Origin of the sequence: Roseburia sp. OM04-10BH (assembly GCF_003462605.1) — a bacterium.
Taxonomy (GTDB): domain Bacteria; phylum Bacillota; class Clostridia; order Lachnospirales; family Lachnospiraceae; genus Roseburia_C; species Roseburia_C amylophila.
The window spans coordinates 83,335-99,854 of record NZ_QTZI01000001.1 but is presented as its reverse complement, the minus strand read 5'-3'; the positions used below and the strand labels follow the sequence as shown (position 1 = coordinate 99,854).

The following is a 16,520-nucleotide window of genomic DNA, read 5'->3' as shown; positions in this document are numbered from 1 at the left end:
TACCACAAGTAGTTTTCTAAAGTCAAGCATTATTTTCGCACAATATGCATATATTTTTCAATATTGGGGAATAATTTTCATCCTCGCAGTGATGCAGCCTGCCATCTGCGTTTTTTATAACTGCCTAACATCAGAAAAAGCAGCCATGAAATGCTTTTTTCTTTGCATCCCATAGTTGCTTTTTTCTTCACCCTTTTTTCTTTATTTTTCTATTCTATTACATATTTCATTATCTATTTTATTGCTTCCGGTTTTATTTTAAGTCCACATCCAGTTCTGCAATACTTTCACCTGCACCATTTTTGTTGGTTACGGATATATGGATTGTACTCTCTCCATTATAAAGCAGCATAATCCGTTCACTCTGGCTTCCATCCTCATTTGGGGTAAACCGGCCGTCTAACCACCACATTGCATTGCCTGCTTCGTCGGTAATAAATATATCCGGGTCATTATATGGGTCATTGTACGGTGCGCCGGTAATATCCGGGAGCTGCATGTCAACGATCAAGACGGCACCGGTTTTGATCACCTGATTTACTGCAACACCATTATCTTCTTTATTTACTGCGATGGTCTCATTCTTGGAAGTATCCACATGCACCGGGAAGGAGAGCTGCCAGTCTCCGCTTACTTTTGTGGTGGTCTGATATTCTCCATTTTCATCCCATGCATCGGAAAGATAGCCTTCTAATGTGTCTATGCTCCAGGTTATGGTAAAATCTTTCAAGTCCGAAATATCAATCGGATTATCATTTTCATCAGTCAATGTTGATAAATCAATTTGTTCCATCTTCACATAGCTTCCGTCCTCTGCCTTTTCAAAAGGCTGCCCGATTGCCGACTGAATCAGTGTTTCATTGATAGAAACATTTTCCATCACCTTATCACTCTGCGGTCCCATAATCCAATCTGATTCATTCAGTTTTTCATTGTCTGTGCTAAGGGTGGTTGTGTAGTAAAGCAGGTAACCATCGCAATACACATCCGAAACGCTTATCTTTACTCCACTCTGGTCTGTTTCCAGCACACACTGATTATCCGAAACCAATTCCGTGGACTCTTTTCCAATGGTAGAATAGATATCCGAAAGTTCCTTTTCATCTTTATCTCCCTGTGTTGCGCCAATCAGTTTTCCGATTGTGTTGCTGTAGATGCTGTCTGCCAGTGCAGAATTAGAAAATCCCGCCACTCCCACTGCGACCGCGCAGGCTGCTGCCATTCCTGCCGCAATTTTTCTTATATTTTTATTTTTCTTATTCCTTGTTTCCCTATTCATACGTTTTACCTCCATCCGGATTCTCGTTTTATACCGTTCCTTTTCTTCGGAGGATAACTCTTCTACTTCATATTCATTCAAATCAATTTCCGCATCATTTAACATTTCATAGATTTTATCGTCTTTCATCTCTTCATGCCTCCTTCTGTTTCAAATACATGTTTCTCATTTTCCGCTTTCCTCTGGATACCCGGTTGTAAATGACATCTCTCGGAAGTCCGGTATCTTCGCTTATCTGCTCTACAGATTCTTCCTCTACAAATAATTTCATAAATATTTTCCGGTCAAGAGGTTTCAGACACAAAAGCAATTGTTCTACTTCATGGCTTAATTCCCCTTCTATCAGTTGTTCTAACATCCTGTCATTTTCCGCCGCTGTCACATCATCCATACAAAGCTGTTCCAAGTCCCGCTTATATTTTCTAAGATAGTCGATGGCTTCGTACCGGGCAATGGCTGCCGCCCAGTTCTTGAAGCTGTTCTTCTTATCATCAAAGGATGCTGCGTGTTCCCAGATGGAAAGCAGCACATCGTTCATGCATTCTTCCTGTTTCTGTGGCATGGTAAATAAGTGTTTCCGGATGACTGCCTTAAGCAATCCACCATACATATCTATGACATAAATCAATGCTTCTTCATTATGCAATTGTAATTGCTGAATATAATTCTTCTCTGTTATCTTCATTGTTATCCTGCCTTTTGCTTCATGCACCATGGTTTGCATTTTTGCAGCTACACTTATTATTACGAATCTGATGTCTTAAATCTATCACTTTTATAAAAATATTTTTCTATAAAAAAGCAAAGAACCTTCCAGCATTTCTGCCAGAAGGTTCTTCTTGTTGATGTCTCATTCTACCGGAAGCTGTCCCAGTCTTTCTGCATAAATAAATATGTAATTAGTGGGCACAATACTGCGCTGATGATACTTTTTACCACTCCAACCCCGCCAAAGATGTTGATTACCAGACCGATTGCTGCACATGCAATCATCAGATAGAATCCAACCTTCTTCTGTGCAAACAAAATCAGGCCGGCACCTACGATAATAAGCACTTCTGCAATGAGGCTGACAATCAGCAGTGGCTGAACGAGCATTAACGGAATCATCATTACTCCGGAAATGATATTGATTACAAATACAATCCAGAGCCATACCTTAAGTCCTGTGTTCATAACTAATCTCCTATTCTTATATTGTTTTCAAGTTACGCTACTATTATTACATATTTTCTTTTTACGTCAATAGGTCTAAAGTCCTATAAACTACAAGAAAATCGGATCCATATTTCTATGAATCCGATTCCTATCATTTCTAATTCAGTTGTGAATTAAAAATTATTTTAATGTTACTTTAGCACCTTCAGCTTCTAATTTAGCTTTGATGTCATCAGCTGTAGCTTTGTCAGCCTGCTCTTTTACGATCTTTGGAGCGCCATCTACTAAGTCTTTTGCTTCTTTTAAGCCTAAGCCAGTAGCTTCACGAACTACTTTGATAACCTTAACTTTGTTTGGTCCAACTTCTGTTAACTCTACGTCAAACTCAGTCTTCTCTTCTGCTGCTGCTGCGTCTCCACCTGCTGCTGCAACTACAACGCCTGCTGCTGCGGATACACCGAATTCTTCTTCACAAGCTTTTACTAATTCATTTAACTCTAATACGCTTAACTCTTTGATAGCGTCAATCATCTCAGCTGTTGTTAATTTAGCCATTTTAATTTACCTCCGTTTTTGGTTTTGTTTTCAATAAAATTGGTTTGCAGATTATTCTGCTGCTGGAGCTTCCTCTGCAGGAGCTTCTACTGGAGCTTCTTCTGCAGGTGCTGCCTCTTCTGCCTTAACTTCTACGTCTGCTGCGCCGCCTTTTTCAGCGATCTGATTAATAACACGAGCGAAGTTTGTAATAGGAGACTGGATACTTCCAAGGAATTTGGAAAGTAATTCTTCTCTGGATGGGATTGTAGCGATTGCTTTCATTCCATCTGCATCATAGAAGGTTCCCTCTACTACGCCGGCTTTAATCTCAAGTGCAGGAGCTGTCTTTGCAAATTTAGCAATCACTCTTGCAGGTGCTGTTGCATCTGTTGTTGAAATTGCAAATGCATTAGGTCCTTCCAACACGTCGGAAAGGCTTTCGAAATCAGTTCCTTTGATTGCAAAATTAACTAATGTATTCTTATATACTTTATAAGCAACACCAGCTTCTCTTAACTGCTTACGCAGCTGAGTATCTTCTGCAACGGTAAGTCCACGGTAGTCAACGACTACTACTGACTGTGCATCTTTAATCTGCTCAGAAATTTCCTGTACGATAGGCTGTTTAAGTTCTACTTTTGCCACGAATCGTGCACCTCCTTCTTTATTTTTCATCTTGCGAAAGACAGGTACATTACCTTAAAAAATCCTCTCTGTGGAAGACAGAGAGGATTTGAAATCTCATTTACAAATACATAAGTATCTGCATTTCCTCGGTAGGTTCTCTACGGTTACGCCTTACGGCACCTACTGTCTTCGGCAATATGCTTTGCTATTATAGCAATTAATATCTTGGATGTCAATAACAAAAACTAAACAAGCTTCAGTGGGTTGATTTTTACACCCGGTCCCATGGTAGGAGCTACAGAAACGCTCTTCATGTACTGACCTTTTAATGTAGCCGGTTTTGCTTTGTTTACGGCATCAATAAGAGTCTGGAAGTTGTCCGCTAATTGTTCTTCACTAAAGGATGCTTTTCCAATTGGCACATGGATAATATTTGCTTTGTCTAATCTATACTCGATTTTTCCGGCTTTGATATCGTTTACTGCCTTGGTAACGTCCATAGTAACAGTTCCAGCTTTTGGGTTTGGCATTAAGCCCTTCGGTCCAAGTACACGACCAAGACGTCCAACAACACCCATCATATCAGGAGTTGCAACAACAACGTCGAAGTCAAGCCATCCTTCGTTCTGGATCTTCGGAATTAATTCCTCTCCACCAACGAAATCAGCACCTGCTGCCTGAGCCTCGTCTAATTTGGTTCCCTTTGCGAATACTAATACTTTTACAGCTTTACCAGTTCCGTGTGGTAATACAACTGCACCACGGATCTGCTGATCTGCATGACGTCCGTCACATCCGGTACGAATGTGAACTTCGATAGTCTCATCAAATTTTGCAACGGCTGCTTTCTTTGCAAGTCCGATTGCTTCTGCCGGATCATATAAAGTTGCTCTATCAATTGATTTTGCAGCTTCTAAATATTTCTTTCCTCTTTTCATTCTAAATAACCTCCTGTGGTATTATCGGGAGTGGTACCCTCCCACGTTTCCATTTAGTCCTCTACTTCGATTCCCATACTTCTTGCTGTTCCTGCAATCATGCTCATTGCAGCTTCAACAGATGCAGCATTTAAGTCTGGCATTTTCAGTTCAGCGATTTCCTGAAGCTTAGCTTTAGAAATCTTTGCAACTTTTGTCTTGTTCGGAGTTGCAGATGCACTCTTTAAGTTGCAGGCTTTTTTCAGCAGTACTGCTGCTGGAGGAGTTTTTGTAATGAAGCTGAAGCTTCTGTCTGCGTAAACAGTGATAACTACAGGAACGATTGTATCTCCCATATCTGCTGTTTTTGCATTAAACTGTTTTGTGAATTCCACAATATTCACACCATGCTGACCTAAAGCAGGTCCAACAGGTGGTGCCGGAGTTGCTTTGCCGGCAGGAATCTGCAATTTGATATATCCTTCTACTTTCTTTGCCATTTGAGGTTGCCTCCTTTAATTCATCTTCTTTACATCTGAAAAACTAATCTCGACCGGAGTCTCCCGGCCAAATAAATCCACATTAATCGTACAAATCTGTTTTCCGTGATCCATACGCTGGATAACACCGATGGTGTCCTTCCACACACCACCGATTACAACGACGGTATCGCCTTCATCGAAATCTACGACAATGTTGTCTGACTTGATTCCCAGTGGTCTCATTTCAGCGTCAGTGAGTGGTACCGGCTTAGATCCCGGTCCAACAAATCCGGTTACGCCTCTGGTATTTCTTACCACATACCAGGTATCATCATTCATGACCATATTGATAAGCACATATCCCGGGAACATTTTCTTCTGAACCTGCTTTTTCGCACCGTTCTTAAGCTCGACAACATCCTGCATCGGTACTCTGACTTCGAGTATCTGCTCTTCTAAATGCCGGTTCTCGATTGCCTTATCGATGTTCGCTTTGACCTTATTCTCATAACCTGAATAGGTATGAACTACATACCAGTGTGCCTCTGCCATAATCACCTATGCCTCCATTATAAATTCACTAGAAAATTCACACCGTACTGGATGATTGTATCCAGAAGTGTAATTATCAGACCAAGTACAACTGACACAATAACAACTGCTGTTGTCTGACGGGCAAGTGATTCTTTTGTAGGCCAAATGATTTTTTTGAATTCAGCCTTAAGACCGGCGAACCAGCTCTCTTTTACTGCTGTGTTCTTGTTTTCGGTTTCTCCCATTTTGTCACTTCCTTTTCTTTTTGCTCATTGTCACGCATTCACAAATTATTTTGTTTCTTTGTGTAATGTATGAGTCTTGCAGAATCTACAATACTTCTTTGTCTCCATTCTGTCTGGATGAGCTTTCTTGTCTTTTGTCATGTTGTAATTACGCTGCTTGCATTCTGTGCATGCTAATGTAATCTTTGTGCGCACAACTTCCACCTCCATTACTTTCTTTGTGTTTTCTATGCCTATTTTTAGGCATAAAAAAAAGACTTACTTCCAAGCTAGTCTATGATAGCACAAACCACATGGAGCGTCAACTCTTTTTTCACATTCTCTGTAAACTTGTAATCCAGTACATATATTACCACAAAATCTAGCGTTTTTGCAACATTTTTTGTATATCTTGTAGATGACTTTTTCTTATTTTTATGCTATATTAGATATGTATAAATGGATTTTACTATACCCCGGCATTAAGAAGATGCACATTTCATGGAAGAAAGGAGGGGGTTATTTATGGCATCTGCTATTCTTGATAATATGTATAACTATTATCTTACAACTTATGGCAAGTCTACCGTTTCCCGGTATGATTCCCACAAGAAGAGTGAGTTGCGCTCTGTTTACAATAATATTGTAAAAATCAATAAAGAATCCCCTCTTTACAAAATAAAAGATTCTGCTGATGCACAGAAGTTTGCTATCGATATCAAAGAGCATGCCCGTGATTTAAAAAATGTCATTGCTTCTTTATCCACCGGTGACAGTCTTGCAGAGGCTTTTCAGAAAAAAATTGCCGTTTCTGATCAGGATGATATTGTTGATGCAGATTATATTGGAAACGGAGATTCCGGCGAGAATACCAACAGCTTTCAGATGGAAATCAAGAAGCTTGCTTCTCCGCAGTTAAACTACGGTAATTACTTAAAGGATGACCAGCTTGCTTTTAAACCAGGCAGTTATTCCTTTGATCTGAATACCAGCAGTGCTTCCTATGAGTTCCAGTTCAATGTAAATCCGGATGATACCAACCGGAGTGTCCAGGATAAGCTGGCAAAGCTTTTCAATACTGCCAGCATTGGCATTCATGCAGATGTTAAAGAAGATGACTCCGGCCACAGTGCCCTGGTCTTAACTTCCAGACAGACCGGTCTTAAGGATGACGAAGATTTTCTGTTCCAGATTCTGCCGGGAACTTCCAACGAATCCATACAGGCAATGGATAAGCTTGGTATTAACAAGGTTACGGATGCAGCTTCCAATTCCGTTTTTCTGTTAAACGGTACGGAACACAGTTCCTATTCCAATACGTTTACCATCAACAATACTTTTGAAGTACACCTGAAAGCGGTCAGCCCGGAAGGCAGACCTGCTACCCTTGGTTTTAAAGCAAATGTGGATGCCGTTGCCGATAATATTCAGGAACTGGTGGATTCCTATAATTCCATGGTGGATACCGCTAATGAATACCGCGAGTCGCAGCCGACCAGCCAGAAGCTGCTTTCTGATATGAGCGGTGTTGCACAGCATTTTAAAAATGATTTTGAAGCCATCGGACTTATTATAAATTCTGATTCTACTATTTCCGTTGACCGGGATTTACTGGCGGACGCTGTCGAATCGGATGATGCCACCGAGAGTTTCCATGTATTAAACCGCTTTAAGAATGCTTTAAGCGTAAAAGCCAACCAGGCTTCCTTAAATCCGATGCAGTACGTGGACAAAGTAATTGTTGCTTACAAGAACCCGGGCAAGAATTTTGCCACACCTTATATTACATCTATGTACTCTGGTTTGATGCTGGATAAATATTTATAAGACCTGACTTTTACATGTGGGAAAAATCAGGTCTTATTTTTTTGCTGCCGGTGGCAGGTTATGTTCTTTATTTTGCGAAGCTGGTGCTTTGTGTATACAATTCATCCGGACAGATATCCTGACCTTCCGGCCATACAACAGTATATCCATCTGTTCTTACCCTTCTAAAGTAATCCGGGTTCTCCAATTTTCCATACCACGAGCCTTTTATATATGGTTTAACATCAAACCGCTTTCTTTCTCCATTATCAAATTCAACATCAAGAATATAACCTTCTTCCGCCCGAACGCTTGTAGCCGTTGGTCTAAGCATCTTCATATCCTCCTTGTTCTGTTCCATTATTTTAATGGAGCTATCCGGAAATAGCCTTCTCCCTCACTTAGCATTTTCCAATTGGCATATAATTCATCTTCATGGATTGTCATCCATGCCAATAGCATTTTTAACTGCCGATTAGGGAACTTGCCTTCCAATACTTCTCCATTCAGCGAAACTATAATTTCCTCTTCTCCATACAACGCATGAATATGTGGTTTACTATGTTTTCCACCTTTTTCACTCTGCATACGTACAATAATTCCATAAAACATTGATAATGCGGGCATTTCATTCTTCCTCCTATGCAATTTTTCACAGGAGTTTTCTAAAAAAATCCTGCTTTTTCTGTGAGTTTAAAGCATGAATTTTTCAAGAAATATAAGATGTGTTCATTGATTCTATGAAATGAGGCATTATACGGATTTCTTTTTGCATATTGCCAAAATTATGAAAAAATATGCTTCGTAGCTATTGTAACATAACCGTCGAAGCATATACAATACAAGTTTCTAAAAACACTGTAAAGCATCTCTAATTTTTTTATAAATCCACTATCTTCTACTCCTCCCCAATCTTTTCCAACATAAACTTCAGACGTTTCCGATAGCTGCAGCAGTTCTTCACCTTCTCATAACCGTTCTTTGCTATCTGCTGCCGTTCTTCCTCATGGGTAAGATAGTAGCTGCATTTTTCTACCAGTTCTGCTTCGGATTCAAAGCAAGCCAAATCTCTTCCAATTTCAAAATAATCCGGTAATTCTGCCTGATAATTGGTCAGCAGGAATCCACCTGCACCAAGTACATCAAAAATCCGTAAAGGCAGCCCGCTCTTGATATTCGGAATCGTAAAATTAAGATTGATTTTCGAATAGCGGAATACCTTCGGCATCTCCGACCAATAATCTACTGAGCCGCAATTCTTTACCCGAAGCAAAGTATCTCCGCCTGTATTTGTATAAAGGTTTACCGGGAATTTAGCCGCCAGTGCCAGCAATGCACGCTGTCTCTGCAAAGAAGCAGTTTTAAACCCAAGCACCGTTGTTGCAAATACCAGCCCCAGATCAGAAAAAGAATCCTTCGATTTCTTCAGTTCAAAATATTCCGATACACGCTCTAAGATATCCGCAGTCAACATCGGTTCGATTATATTGCCGCCGCTGATATTAAGCTGTGCCTCCATGACAGCATCAAAATAACCCCGCAAATATTCCGGGAATCTTGTTTCCAGTTCGTCGTAGCTGTTCTTCTCATATAAATTTCCCACAAAAGAAATCCCGCCTGCAAAATCCCGTACCGAATGTTTTGAAGCATTCCCACTATCTGTTTCTGCCAACTGCATTTTATCCATAGTATCCTGTGCAAATAGCTCATCCAGCCGGTTCGTATCCACTGCCAGCGGCAGATGCCAGATATGTTTTACGCCCATTCCCTTGAATTCCAGATAATTGGTCTTATCAAAGAGAAAGAAATAATTGCAGTCCAAGAATACATTCTTGTGATACATGCTAAGCAACGGGCTGTCACAGCTCCAGGATACATACTTTATCCCCATCTGCTGGCATACTCCGGAAATCACTGCAAAATAATTCACCGTAAAGACAAAGTCATAGTTTTTCTGCTGCAAGATGCCATGCAAACGTGCTGCAAACGATTCATCCTCATCATAGCTTTCCAGTTCCTGCTCAATTACATCCACCTGATGTCCCATGGATTGGAATGTTGCAATAATGTCTATGTAGTTGTAGGAATTCCAGCGGTAAACCAAAATATTCATGGGGTGGCTCCTTTTATTTTCATTGCCTTTTTATTTATAATTAGTATATAACATTTTTTCTTCTTGTCCAAATCTTTTTGCTATGTTAAAATGTGAAAAAGCATATATTATACAATCTATATGGCACTTTCTATAGTTCAAATCCGGTTCTGTTTAGAACCCAGCATTTCTGTATCTATCTATGCTTTTGATTCACTATTTAACTAAAAAAGCAGGAGCGATACAGTATGGAAATAACTGCCATTATTCGATAGCAGATAATCTTTTGCCACTGGATATGATATTTATTTTCTATTGCTGCTTATCCTCCTGCCACACACAAGGAGGACTTGCCTATGACAGGAAAAGCACATGAAGCAAATGAAACAACGAAACGCACACCGGTGGCGAACCGCAAATTTAAGGACACTGTTTTCCGGATGTTATTTTCGGATAAAGAGGCGTTATTATCCCTTTATAATGCGGTTAATAACAGCCATTACACGGATTCCGGTGCCCTTGAAATTGTAACCCTGGAAAATGCCATTTACATGGGAATGAAGAACGATCTGGCTTTTATTCTGGACATGAATCTCTATCTATACGAGCATCAGTCCACAATGAATCCAAATATTCCGCTTCGGGATTTATTCTACATCGCAGCGGAATACCAGAAGCTTGTGGATAAGAAATCCCTGTATTCTTCTGCACTACAAAAAATTCCAAATCCCCATTTTATTGTATTTTATAATGGAAGCACACCGATAGATGATTGCTATACCAGCCGTTTGTCAGATGCTTTTTATCATGCAACCGGCAATCCATCGTTGGAACTTATTGTTACTACATTCAATGTAAACGCAGGACACAACACCGAGTTAATGTCCCATTGCCAGATATTAAACGAATATTCCATTTATGTTGCAAAGGTTCGTTCCTTTGCAGAACAGATGCCTTTGGATGATGCCGTGCAAAAGGCTGTCACCGAATGCATTCAGGAAAATATTCTGGCAGATTTTCTTAGGAAGAATCAGGCGGAGGTAATTGCTATGAGTATTTTTGAATACGATAAAGTTGAAGAAGAGAAAAAACTGAGAAAAGCCGAATTTGACGCCGGTGTTGAGCAGGGATTAAAGCAAGCTTCTACCGATACTGCCCTTCGTCTTTTGAAAACAGGAAAGTTTGATGCAAAGGAAATCGCAAAACTTTGCAATCTTTCGATAGAAGAAGTAAATCAATTAAATAATCAGAAGTGATAAAAAACAGCTCCTGCGTTACACAGGAGCTGCATTTTATGATATGCCTTCCAATGAGTCTACCGGTGAAATATTTTTTCAACGATTTTTTCTTCCGTCAACGAATTTTCAGCCATGAGTTCAGCCGGCTCATATGTCCTTGGTATATCCATGGAAAATCCAAAATTATAAACCTTAATATCTTTGTCCGAATAATACTGCGCAATTTTTGAACCGAAACCACCGCTTAGTATTCCATCTTCTATGGTTACAACAATCTTGTGATTCTCAAGTACCCAGTCAAGTCTGTTCTCATCCAGGCCTGTAATAAATCTTGGATTTATAATTGTCGGCTGTATATTCTTTGTTTCTTTTATCAATGCCGCCGTCTTAACACCCAGCTCATAAAATCCGCCAAGTGCAAGGATACATACATCCTGCCCTTTTTGCATAACCATATAGGACACTTTATCATACTCTTCTGCCACATCATAATCGCTGTGCTTAACTCCGGTCCATGGCACTCTTATGGCTACCGGCTTCTCCTTCTGGTCGATGCTCCAATCCAGCATAGCAAGATATTCTTCCTTATTCACAGGTGCCAAATAAGTTAAATTCGGAATATTGGCAAGTAATGGAATATCCAAAATTCCAATATGTGTGTCATTGTGGTGTCCGAAAACAGACGCATGGGTTACAATCATCGTTGCCGGTATCTGATTGATACACATTTCCTGTTCAATCTGGTCATATGCTCTTTGGATAAAAGTACCATTCGTTGCAAATACCGGTTTACAGCCTCTTTTTGCCATTCCCACCGCCATTGTAACCGCATTCTGCTCTGCAATTCCTACATCGATATATTGTTTTCCCGCAAGTTCTCTTCTTGTTTTATCAAAGCCAATACATATGGGAGTGGATGCTGCTATTACTGCAACTTCCGGATCGTTTTGGATTCTGTTCAGTAAATGTTCTCCGACAATATTTCCATAGTTTTCGCCTATTCCGGCATTCTTATTTTTTCCGGTCTCTTTGTCAAAAGGTCTTGCCCAATGCCAGTTTTCACTATTTTCTTCCGCCGGCTTATAGCCTTTTCCCTTTTGGGTGCAAACGTGGACAACCACAGGAACTTTGGTGTCTTTTACGCTTTCCAATTCTTTTATAACGGATTCCAGGTCATTTCCGTTTTCAATCAAATGATATTCAAATCCCAAGGCTTTAAAGAAATTATCTTTCTGCTTTCCAGCGGATTCTTTCAACTGTTTTAAGTGCCGTCCCAACGCTCCGTGGTTTTCCGGAATAGACATTTCATTATCATTAATTACCACAATCAGGTTACTGTTGATTTCCGCTGCACAATTAAGTGCTTCAAATGCTTCTCCGCCATCCAATGAAGCATCTCCTATAACGGCAATCACATTTTCCGAATCGTGTTTTAAATCTCTTGCTTTTGCCAGTCCACACGCAAGACTAACGGAAGTAGAAGTATGTCCAAGGGCAAATAAATCATACTCGCTTTCTTTTGGATTACTGAATCCTGTGACATCTTTATAATTTTCTTTTTTAATAAAAGCGGCTTTTCTTCCGGTAAGCATTTTATGGCAGTAGGTCTGATGGGAAACATCAAACACAAACTTATCCTTTGGTGCATCAAAAACATAATGAAGGGCTATGGTCAGCTCTACAATGCCAAGGTTGGAAGCAAGATGTCCGCCGCAATCACTCACCTTATTTATGATTGCTTCTCTTAATTCTTGTGCCAATACTTCTAATTCATTTATGTTATATTTTTTTATATCTTCCGGAGTATTTATCTTTTCAATATACACAGGCAAATCCTTTCTTTACTTTTCTCCCCAGGAAAAATTCCATCTCTTCAGGTCGATTTCATAAATCCTGTACAAGTCTGTAATCGGTTTCCATCCCAGTTTTAATATTTTCTCTGTATCCTGAAGAATTTCCAAATGCGGCAGATATCCTGTTTCACTCTCTGAGCCTATGTCAAATTCTATATGCACTTTGTCATTAAATTTTTCAAATATCTTTTCCGCAAATTCATTTACTGTTAAAAAGGTATCCGGGTTGGTTAGATTATAGACCTCTCCCTTTTCACCTTCAAACAAGGTTTTAAAAATTCCGGAAACCGCATCCAAGGTATAAATAATACTCTTCTTGCTTTTTCCATCAGACTTCATAATCAGATTTTTATTTTCCATGATGCATCTTGTTATTTCATTATAGATGCGCAGTTCATTGTATGGCTGGTAAAGTCCCTGAATTGCAGAAATTCTGACAATTTTCGCATTGCAGCCATATTCTTTGCAATAAGAATAGGTTAAAAATTCTGCTCCTTTTTTCCCCAGAGGATAACCACTTCGAATATTCAGGCTGTCAACCGCTCCGACCTTTTTTTCATCAATTGCTTCCTTACTGTTGTATGCACCATACACTTCTACTGACGAAAGCAGTATAAAGGACGCTTTCTTCTTCTCACACAGTTCCAGCATATGTGCTGTTCCATCCACAATAACCTTATAGGTCTCAACCGGGTATTTTAGAAAAAAATCTCTTTCTGTCGGGGAAGCCGCATGAATGATATAATCTACCTTCTCTTCTCCAATGGCTTCTTCCTCTTTTCCAAACTCACACATCACTACATTTTCAGAGCCATCCATGTAATCCGGAATGTGTTTTGGATTACGGGTTGAAGCAAATATTTTTGCATTTGTCTGAAATTTACTATTCAGATATAAAATCCACTTTATCATTGCCTGTCCCGTCATTCCGCCACTTCCAGTTATTAGAAATGTTTTATCTCTTACATATTTTGAAAAATCAAATGCCTCTATGTATCTTTTATACTCCTGTTCTTCCAGTAAACTTAATACCATTTAATTCTCCTCACCTTCGGCATTGTTGATATAATAAAGCAGTGCACGGAACAATGCGATATCATCCTTGGTTGTAATTTTAATATTGTTATTTGTTCCTTTGGAAAAATAAATCTCTACGCCATAGTTCATCGCAAGAATATTGGCATAAACAAAGTCTTCCCGATTGTCCTTGTCTGCTTTTTCGTAGAGTGATTTTATCAGTCCGTAGTTGTAGCATTGCGGTGTCTGAACTCTTACGATCCGGTTACGGTCTATCTGTTCTTTGCCTGATGTCCGGTTTTCTGTCAGGACAACCGTTTCGTAACAGGAGACAGCACTGCAGGCATTTCCATTGGCTTTTGCTTTTTCAATCAAATCATCGATAATATCCTGATATACAATTGGTCTGGCCGCATCATGGATAATTACATAGTCATCCTCCGACAATCTGTTTTTCAAAAAATAGACTCCGTTTCTGGTGGAGATATGTCCTGTTTCTCCTCCCGGAACAACATCCGTCACTTTATCAAGATGATATTTCTTTACAATTTCTTTCGTATACTCTATCCATTTTTCCAGGCAGACAATTATAATATGATCAATATTTGCATTGTCCTGAAAATTTTTTATCGTATGTACAATAATCGGACAGCCATCTATCTCTATAAACTGTTTTGGTATCGCCGACTTTAATCTGCTGCCGATTCCTCCGGCAAGTATAATCACATCTGTCATTTTTCCCTCCATACACATATTCAAACAATACTTATCTGCATTTATCCTTATTTCGTAAAGCTGTAATTGTATTTATCCTCTGTCATATCTTTGGCAACTTTCTTCCAGTCATACTCCAATGCAACCGTCCTTGCTGCTTCCACGTTCTTCTCCTGTAAATCACCCGACAGTATAAGTCTTATATTATCTATCACTTCAGATGTTGATTTTCCTGTAAAAACAGCCTCACATTCTGGCAGATTTTCTATCTCTGATGCTACTACATTTTTTCCACAGGCAAGATACTGATACAATTCTATTGGCACAGTTTTTTTATGGCCTCCAAAGATGGGAAGAATTGTCACATCAAACGAACTGATAATCTCAGGTAATTTATCATATTCCGCTTCGATATAAGTAAGATTGTCAAAACCACCAAGCCACGCCGGGTAATCTCCTATAATCGTTCCTGCAAATACAACCTCGCAATCAGAAAACTCCTCGCAGATACACTGAACCATTGAAAAATATATCCGGTTATCAATAGTTCCTGCAAAACCGATTCTCTTCTTTTTATTCTCAGCAGTTGTACTTTCCACACAGAACTTTTCGTAATCCACACCACCCATAATATGTGCAATATTCACCTTCGGATTATTTTTCATTTCCTCGAATAATTCAATGTCAACAATCCGGTATGAATTTTTCGCACTCACGCTTCTGAATTCCGGGGGTATTTCTGAAGTAATATAATATACTTTTTCTGCGCTGTTAATTTCATCCAGAAGCTTTTCTTTATCGTCATATTTTTTTCTGCTATCGATAAGATAATACTTACTGCTGTCAACATATTTTGCAATCTGTTCCGCAACGGTTGGCGGCACAGTCTTTGCATCGCTCTGGTATGGGATATACTCATCATTTAGCTTTTTAAAGTTCATAATCTGCTGAAAACAGCGTTCTGCCGAACCATCATCAGTATAATCAAATCTGTTCAGAAGAACATTATTTCTTAAATCAATATATTTATCCGGATTTACAAACGCTTCATCCAATGCACTCAGAAGATTTTTAAAATCATATACCTTCTCACCCGGCATATAAAGAGATATGTTATGAAATACAAATCCTTTTGCATTTTTATATTCTTCAAAATCAGGAAGAAGATATACAACAGGTCGGTTCAGCAAAAGATAATCATATACTATGGAGGAATAATCACTTACCATAACATCAAAGCTATTTAATATTTCATCATATCTGACATCCTTTTTAAACAACATTTCATCCGTCAGCTCGTAACAATGCTCTGACATTTCAAAACTCCTGCCTAAGAATGCTGTCTGTTCAATCGGATGAAGCTTATATACAAGCGCCGCATGATTGCGGGTTAAAAATTCATCCAACGCCTGATTGTCAAAATCATCCAGTCGAAAAATGTTGTCAGAAAAAATCTTTCCGGCATGGCAGCTCATGTTGGAACGATAGGATGGTGCAAAAAAGATGAGATGTTCATATCGCGATATCTTTTCTCCCAACACTTTTTTTAATATCCCTTTTCCATCTGACTTTTTCACGCAGTCCAGGCGGGGCTGCCCTGTAACATAAATTTTTCGTAAGTCAAAGTTTAGCATTGCAGCAAGTTTAAATCTGTCATCCAAACTATGTACACACATAAGGTCAACTTTTCCAAAATAATTTTTCAGTTTTATCAGATGACGTGGATTTAAATTATGGTCATAATAATCATGGGCTTTTACGCCACTTCCATGCCACACATTCACAAGCAACTGGTCTTCTCTTTTATTTATGTTAAGAAATGTATACGAATTGGCAATGAGGACATTTGCTTTCTCTATTATTTTATTAGCCTCTACCGTATCATAAACAGCACATCTTATTCCACGTTCTTTCAATATTTCATAATATGCCGGTTTCTTTATAATCCAGGCTGTTTCAAAGTCTGTGTGCTGTTTAACATATTTCCATAACGCATGACAATTACATGCGAAATCCGGCTGTGACATAAATACCATTAACAT

At 39.2% G+C, this 16,520-nt stretch carries 19 protein-coding genes and 1 other annotated feature; of the genes, 2 read left to right on the top strand and 17 right to left on the bottom strand.

Going from position 1 to position 16,520, the window contains the following annotated elements; genetic code table 11:
* Nucleotides 1-253: 253 nt before the first annotated feature.
* The 10 genes from DXB43_RS00510 to rpmG all read right to left on the bottom strand — a co-directional run bounded on the left by DXB43_RS00510 (nucleotide 254) and on the right by rpmG (nucleotide 5,974).
* On the bottom strand, nucleotides 254-1,408 hold the full coding sequence (locus tag DXB43_RS00510; RefSeq protein WP_117946048.1) for a DUF4179 domain-containing protein: 1,155 nt from the start codon (nucleotides 1,406-1,408) through the stop codon (nucleotides 254-256).
* A gap of 4 nt (nucleotides 1,409-1,412) precedes the next feature.
* Nucleotides 1,413-1,964 carry a sigma-70 family RNA polymerase sigma factor gene (locus DXB43_RS00505; protein WP_117697282.1) on the bottom strand — a complete coding sequence of 184 codons (552 nt, stop codon included), beginning with the start codon at nucleotides 1,962-1,964 and terminating at the stop codon, nucleotides 1,413-1,415.
* Nucleotides 1,965-2,134: 170 nt separating this feature from the next.
* The gene (locus DXB43_RS00500; protein ID WP_117946045.1) at nucleotides 2,135-2,455 is read right to left on the bottom strand and encodes a hypothetical protein; all 321 of its coding nucleotides are present in this window, start codon (nucleotides 2,453-2,455) and stop codon (nucleotides 2,135-2,137) included.
* Nucleotides 2,456-2,617: 162 nt separating this feature from the next.
* Complete coding sequence (gene rplL / locus DXB43_RS00495; RefSeq protein ID WP_117697286.1) at nucleotides 2,618-2,992, bottom strand: 50S ribosomal protein L7/L12; 375 nt, start codon at nucleotides 2,990-2,992, stop codon at nucleotides 2,618-2,620.
* Nucleotides 2,993-3,043: 51 nt separating this feature from the next.
* Nucleotides 3,044-3,619 (bottom strand): 50S ribosomal protein L10, encoded by a 576-nt coding sequence (rplJ, locus tag DXB43_RS00490; RefSeq protein ID WP_022242927.1) that lies wholly within the window; start codon nucleotides 3,617-3,619, stop codon nucleotides 3,044-3,046.
* 47 nt (nucleotides 3,620-3,666) lie between these two features.
* Nucleotides 3,667-3,812, bottom strand: a sequence feature (ribosomal protein L10 leader region).
* 34 nt (nucleotides 3,813-3,846) lie between these two features.
* Complete coding sequence (gene rplA / locus DXB43_RS00485; RefSeq protein ID WP_022242926.1) at nucleotides 3,847-4,539, bottom strand: 50S ribosomal protein L1; 693 nt, start codon at nucleotides 4,537-4,539, stop codon at nucleotides 3,847-3,849.
* A 53-nt stretch (nucleotides 4,540-4,592) separates the two neighbouring features.
* Entirely contained in the window at nucleotides 4,593-5,018 is a 426-nt protein-coding gene (rplK, locus tag DXB43_RS00480) for a 50S ribosomal protein L11 (protein WP_022242925.1), read from the bottom strand.
* Nucleotides 5,019-5,033: 15 nt separating this feature from the next.
* Nucleotides 5,034-5,552 (bottom strand): transcription termination/antitermination protein NusG, encoded by a 519-nt coding sequence (nusG, locus tag DXB43_RS00475; RefSeq protein WP_022242924.1) that lies wholly within the window; start codon nucleotides 5,550-5,552, stop codon nucleotides 5,034-5,036.
* Between the two features lie 17 nt (nucleotides 5,553-5,569).
* Nucleotides 5,570-5,779, bottom strand: a complete 210-nt coding sequence (secE, locus tag DXB43_RS00470; protein ID WP_022242923.1) for a preprotein translocase subunit SecE — start codon at nucleotides 5,777-5,779, stop codon at nucleotides 5,570-5,572.
* 45 nt (nucleotides 5,780-5,824) lie between these two features.
* Nucleotides 5,825-5,974 (bottom strand): 50S ribosomal protein L33, encoded by a 150-nt coding sequence (gene rpmG, locus DXB43_RS00465; RefSeq protein ID WP_117697288.1) that lies wholly within the window; start codon nucleotides 5,972-5,974, stop codon nucleotides 5,825-5,827.
* Nucleotides 5,975-6,283: 309 nt separating this feature from the next.
* Between rpmG and fliD the strand changes: the two genes are divergently transcribed.
* Nucleotides 6,284-7,585 carry a flagellar filament capping protein FliD gene (gene fliD, locus DXB43_RS00460; protein WP_117697289.1) on the top strand — a complete coding sequence of 434 codons (1,302 nt, stop codon included), beginning with the start codon at nucleotides 6,284-6,286 and terminating at the stop codon, nucleotides 7,583-7,585.
* Nucleotides 7,586-7,652: 67 nt separating this feature from the next.
* On the opposite strand, the gene DXB43_RS00455 is transcribed toward fliD, so the two are convergent.
* The 3 genes from DXB43_RS00455 to DXB43_RS00445 form a co-directional block, all read right to left on the bottom strand.
* Entirely contained in the window at nucleotides 7,653-7,898 is a 246-nt protein-coding gene (locus tag DXB43_RS00455) for a DUF2442 domain-containing protein (protein ID WP_022242921.1), read from the bottom strand.
* 26 nt (nucleotides 7,899-7,924) lie between these two features.
* Nucleotides 7,925-8,191: a DUF4160 domain-containing protein gene (locus tag DXB43_RS00450; protein WP_117841465.1), complete on the bottom strand. Its 267-nt coding sequence runs from the start codon at nucleotides 8,189-8,191 to the stop codon at nucleotides 7,925-7,927.
* Nucleotides 8,192-8,462: 271 nt separating this feature from the next.
* Nucleotides 8,463-9,677 (bottom strand): CgeB family protein, encoded by a 1,215-nt coding sequence (locus DXB43_RS00445; protein ID WP_117946043.1) that lies wholly within the window; start codon nucleotides 9,675-9,677, stop codon nucleotides 8,463-8,465.
* Between the two features lie 335 nt (nucleotides 9,678-10,012).
* On the opposite strand from DXB43_RS00445, the gene DXB43_RS00440 reads away from it, so the two are divergent.
* Nucleotides 10,013-10,912, top strand: a complete 900-nt coding sequence (locus DXB43_RS00440; protein ID WP_117946041.1) for a hypothetical protein — start codon at nucleotides 10,013-10,015, stop codon at nucleotides 10,910-10,912.
* Between the two features lie 59 nt (nucleotides 10,913-10,971).
* On the opposite strand, the gene DXB43_RS00435 is transcribed toward DXB43_RS00440, so the two are convergent.
* From DXB43_RS00435 to DXB43_RS00420, 4 genes are read right to left on the bottom strand one after another with little or no spacing between them, the layout of a single operon-like run.
* Nucleotides 10,972-12,720, bottom strand: a complete 1,749-nt coding sequence (locus DXB43_RS00435) for a 1-deoxy-D-xylulose-5-phosphate synthase (RefSeq protein ID WP_022242917.1) — start codon at nucleotides 12,718-12,720, stop codon at nucleotides 10,972-10,974.
* A 15-nt stretch (nucleotides 12,721-12,735) separates the two neighbouring features.
* On the bottom strand, nucleotides 12,736-13,782 hold the full coding sequence (locus DXB43_RS00430) for an NAD-dependent epimerase/dehydratase family protein (RefSeq protein WP_117946038.1): 1,047 nt from the start codon (nucleotides 13,780-13,782) through the stop codon (nucleotides 12,736-12,738).
* The gene (locus DXB43_RS00425) at nucleotides 13,783-14,499 is read right to left on the bottom strand and encodes an IspD/TarI family cytidylyltransferase (RefSeq protein ID WP_117697299.1); all 717 of its coding nucleotides are present in this window, start codon (nucleotides 14,497-14,499) and stop codon (nucleotides 13,783-13,785) included. It abuts the gene before it with no gap.
* Nucleotides 14,500-14,546: 47 nt separating this feature from the next.
* Nucleotides 14,547-16,520, bottom strand: a complete 1,974-nt coding sequence (locus DXB43_RS00420; protein ID WP_117946035.1) for a CDP-glycerol glycerophosphotransferase family protein — start codon at nucleotides 16,518-16,520, stop codon at nucleotides 14,547-14,549.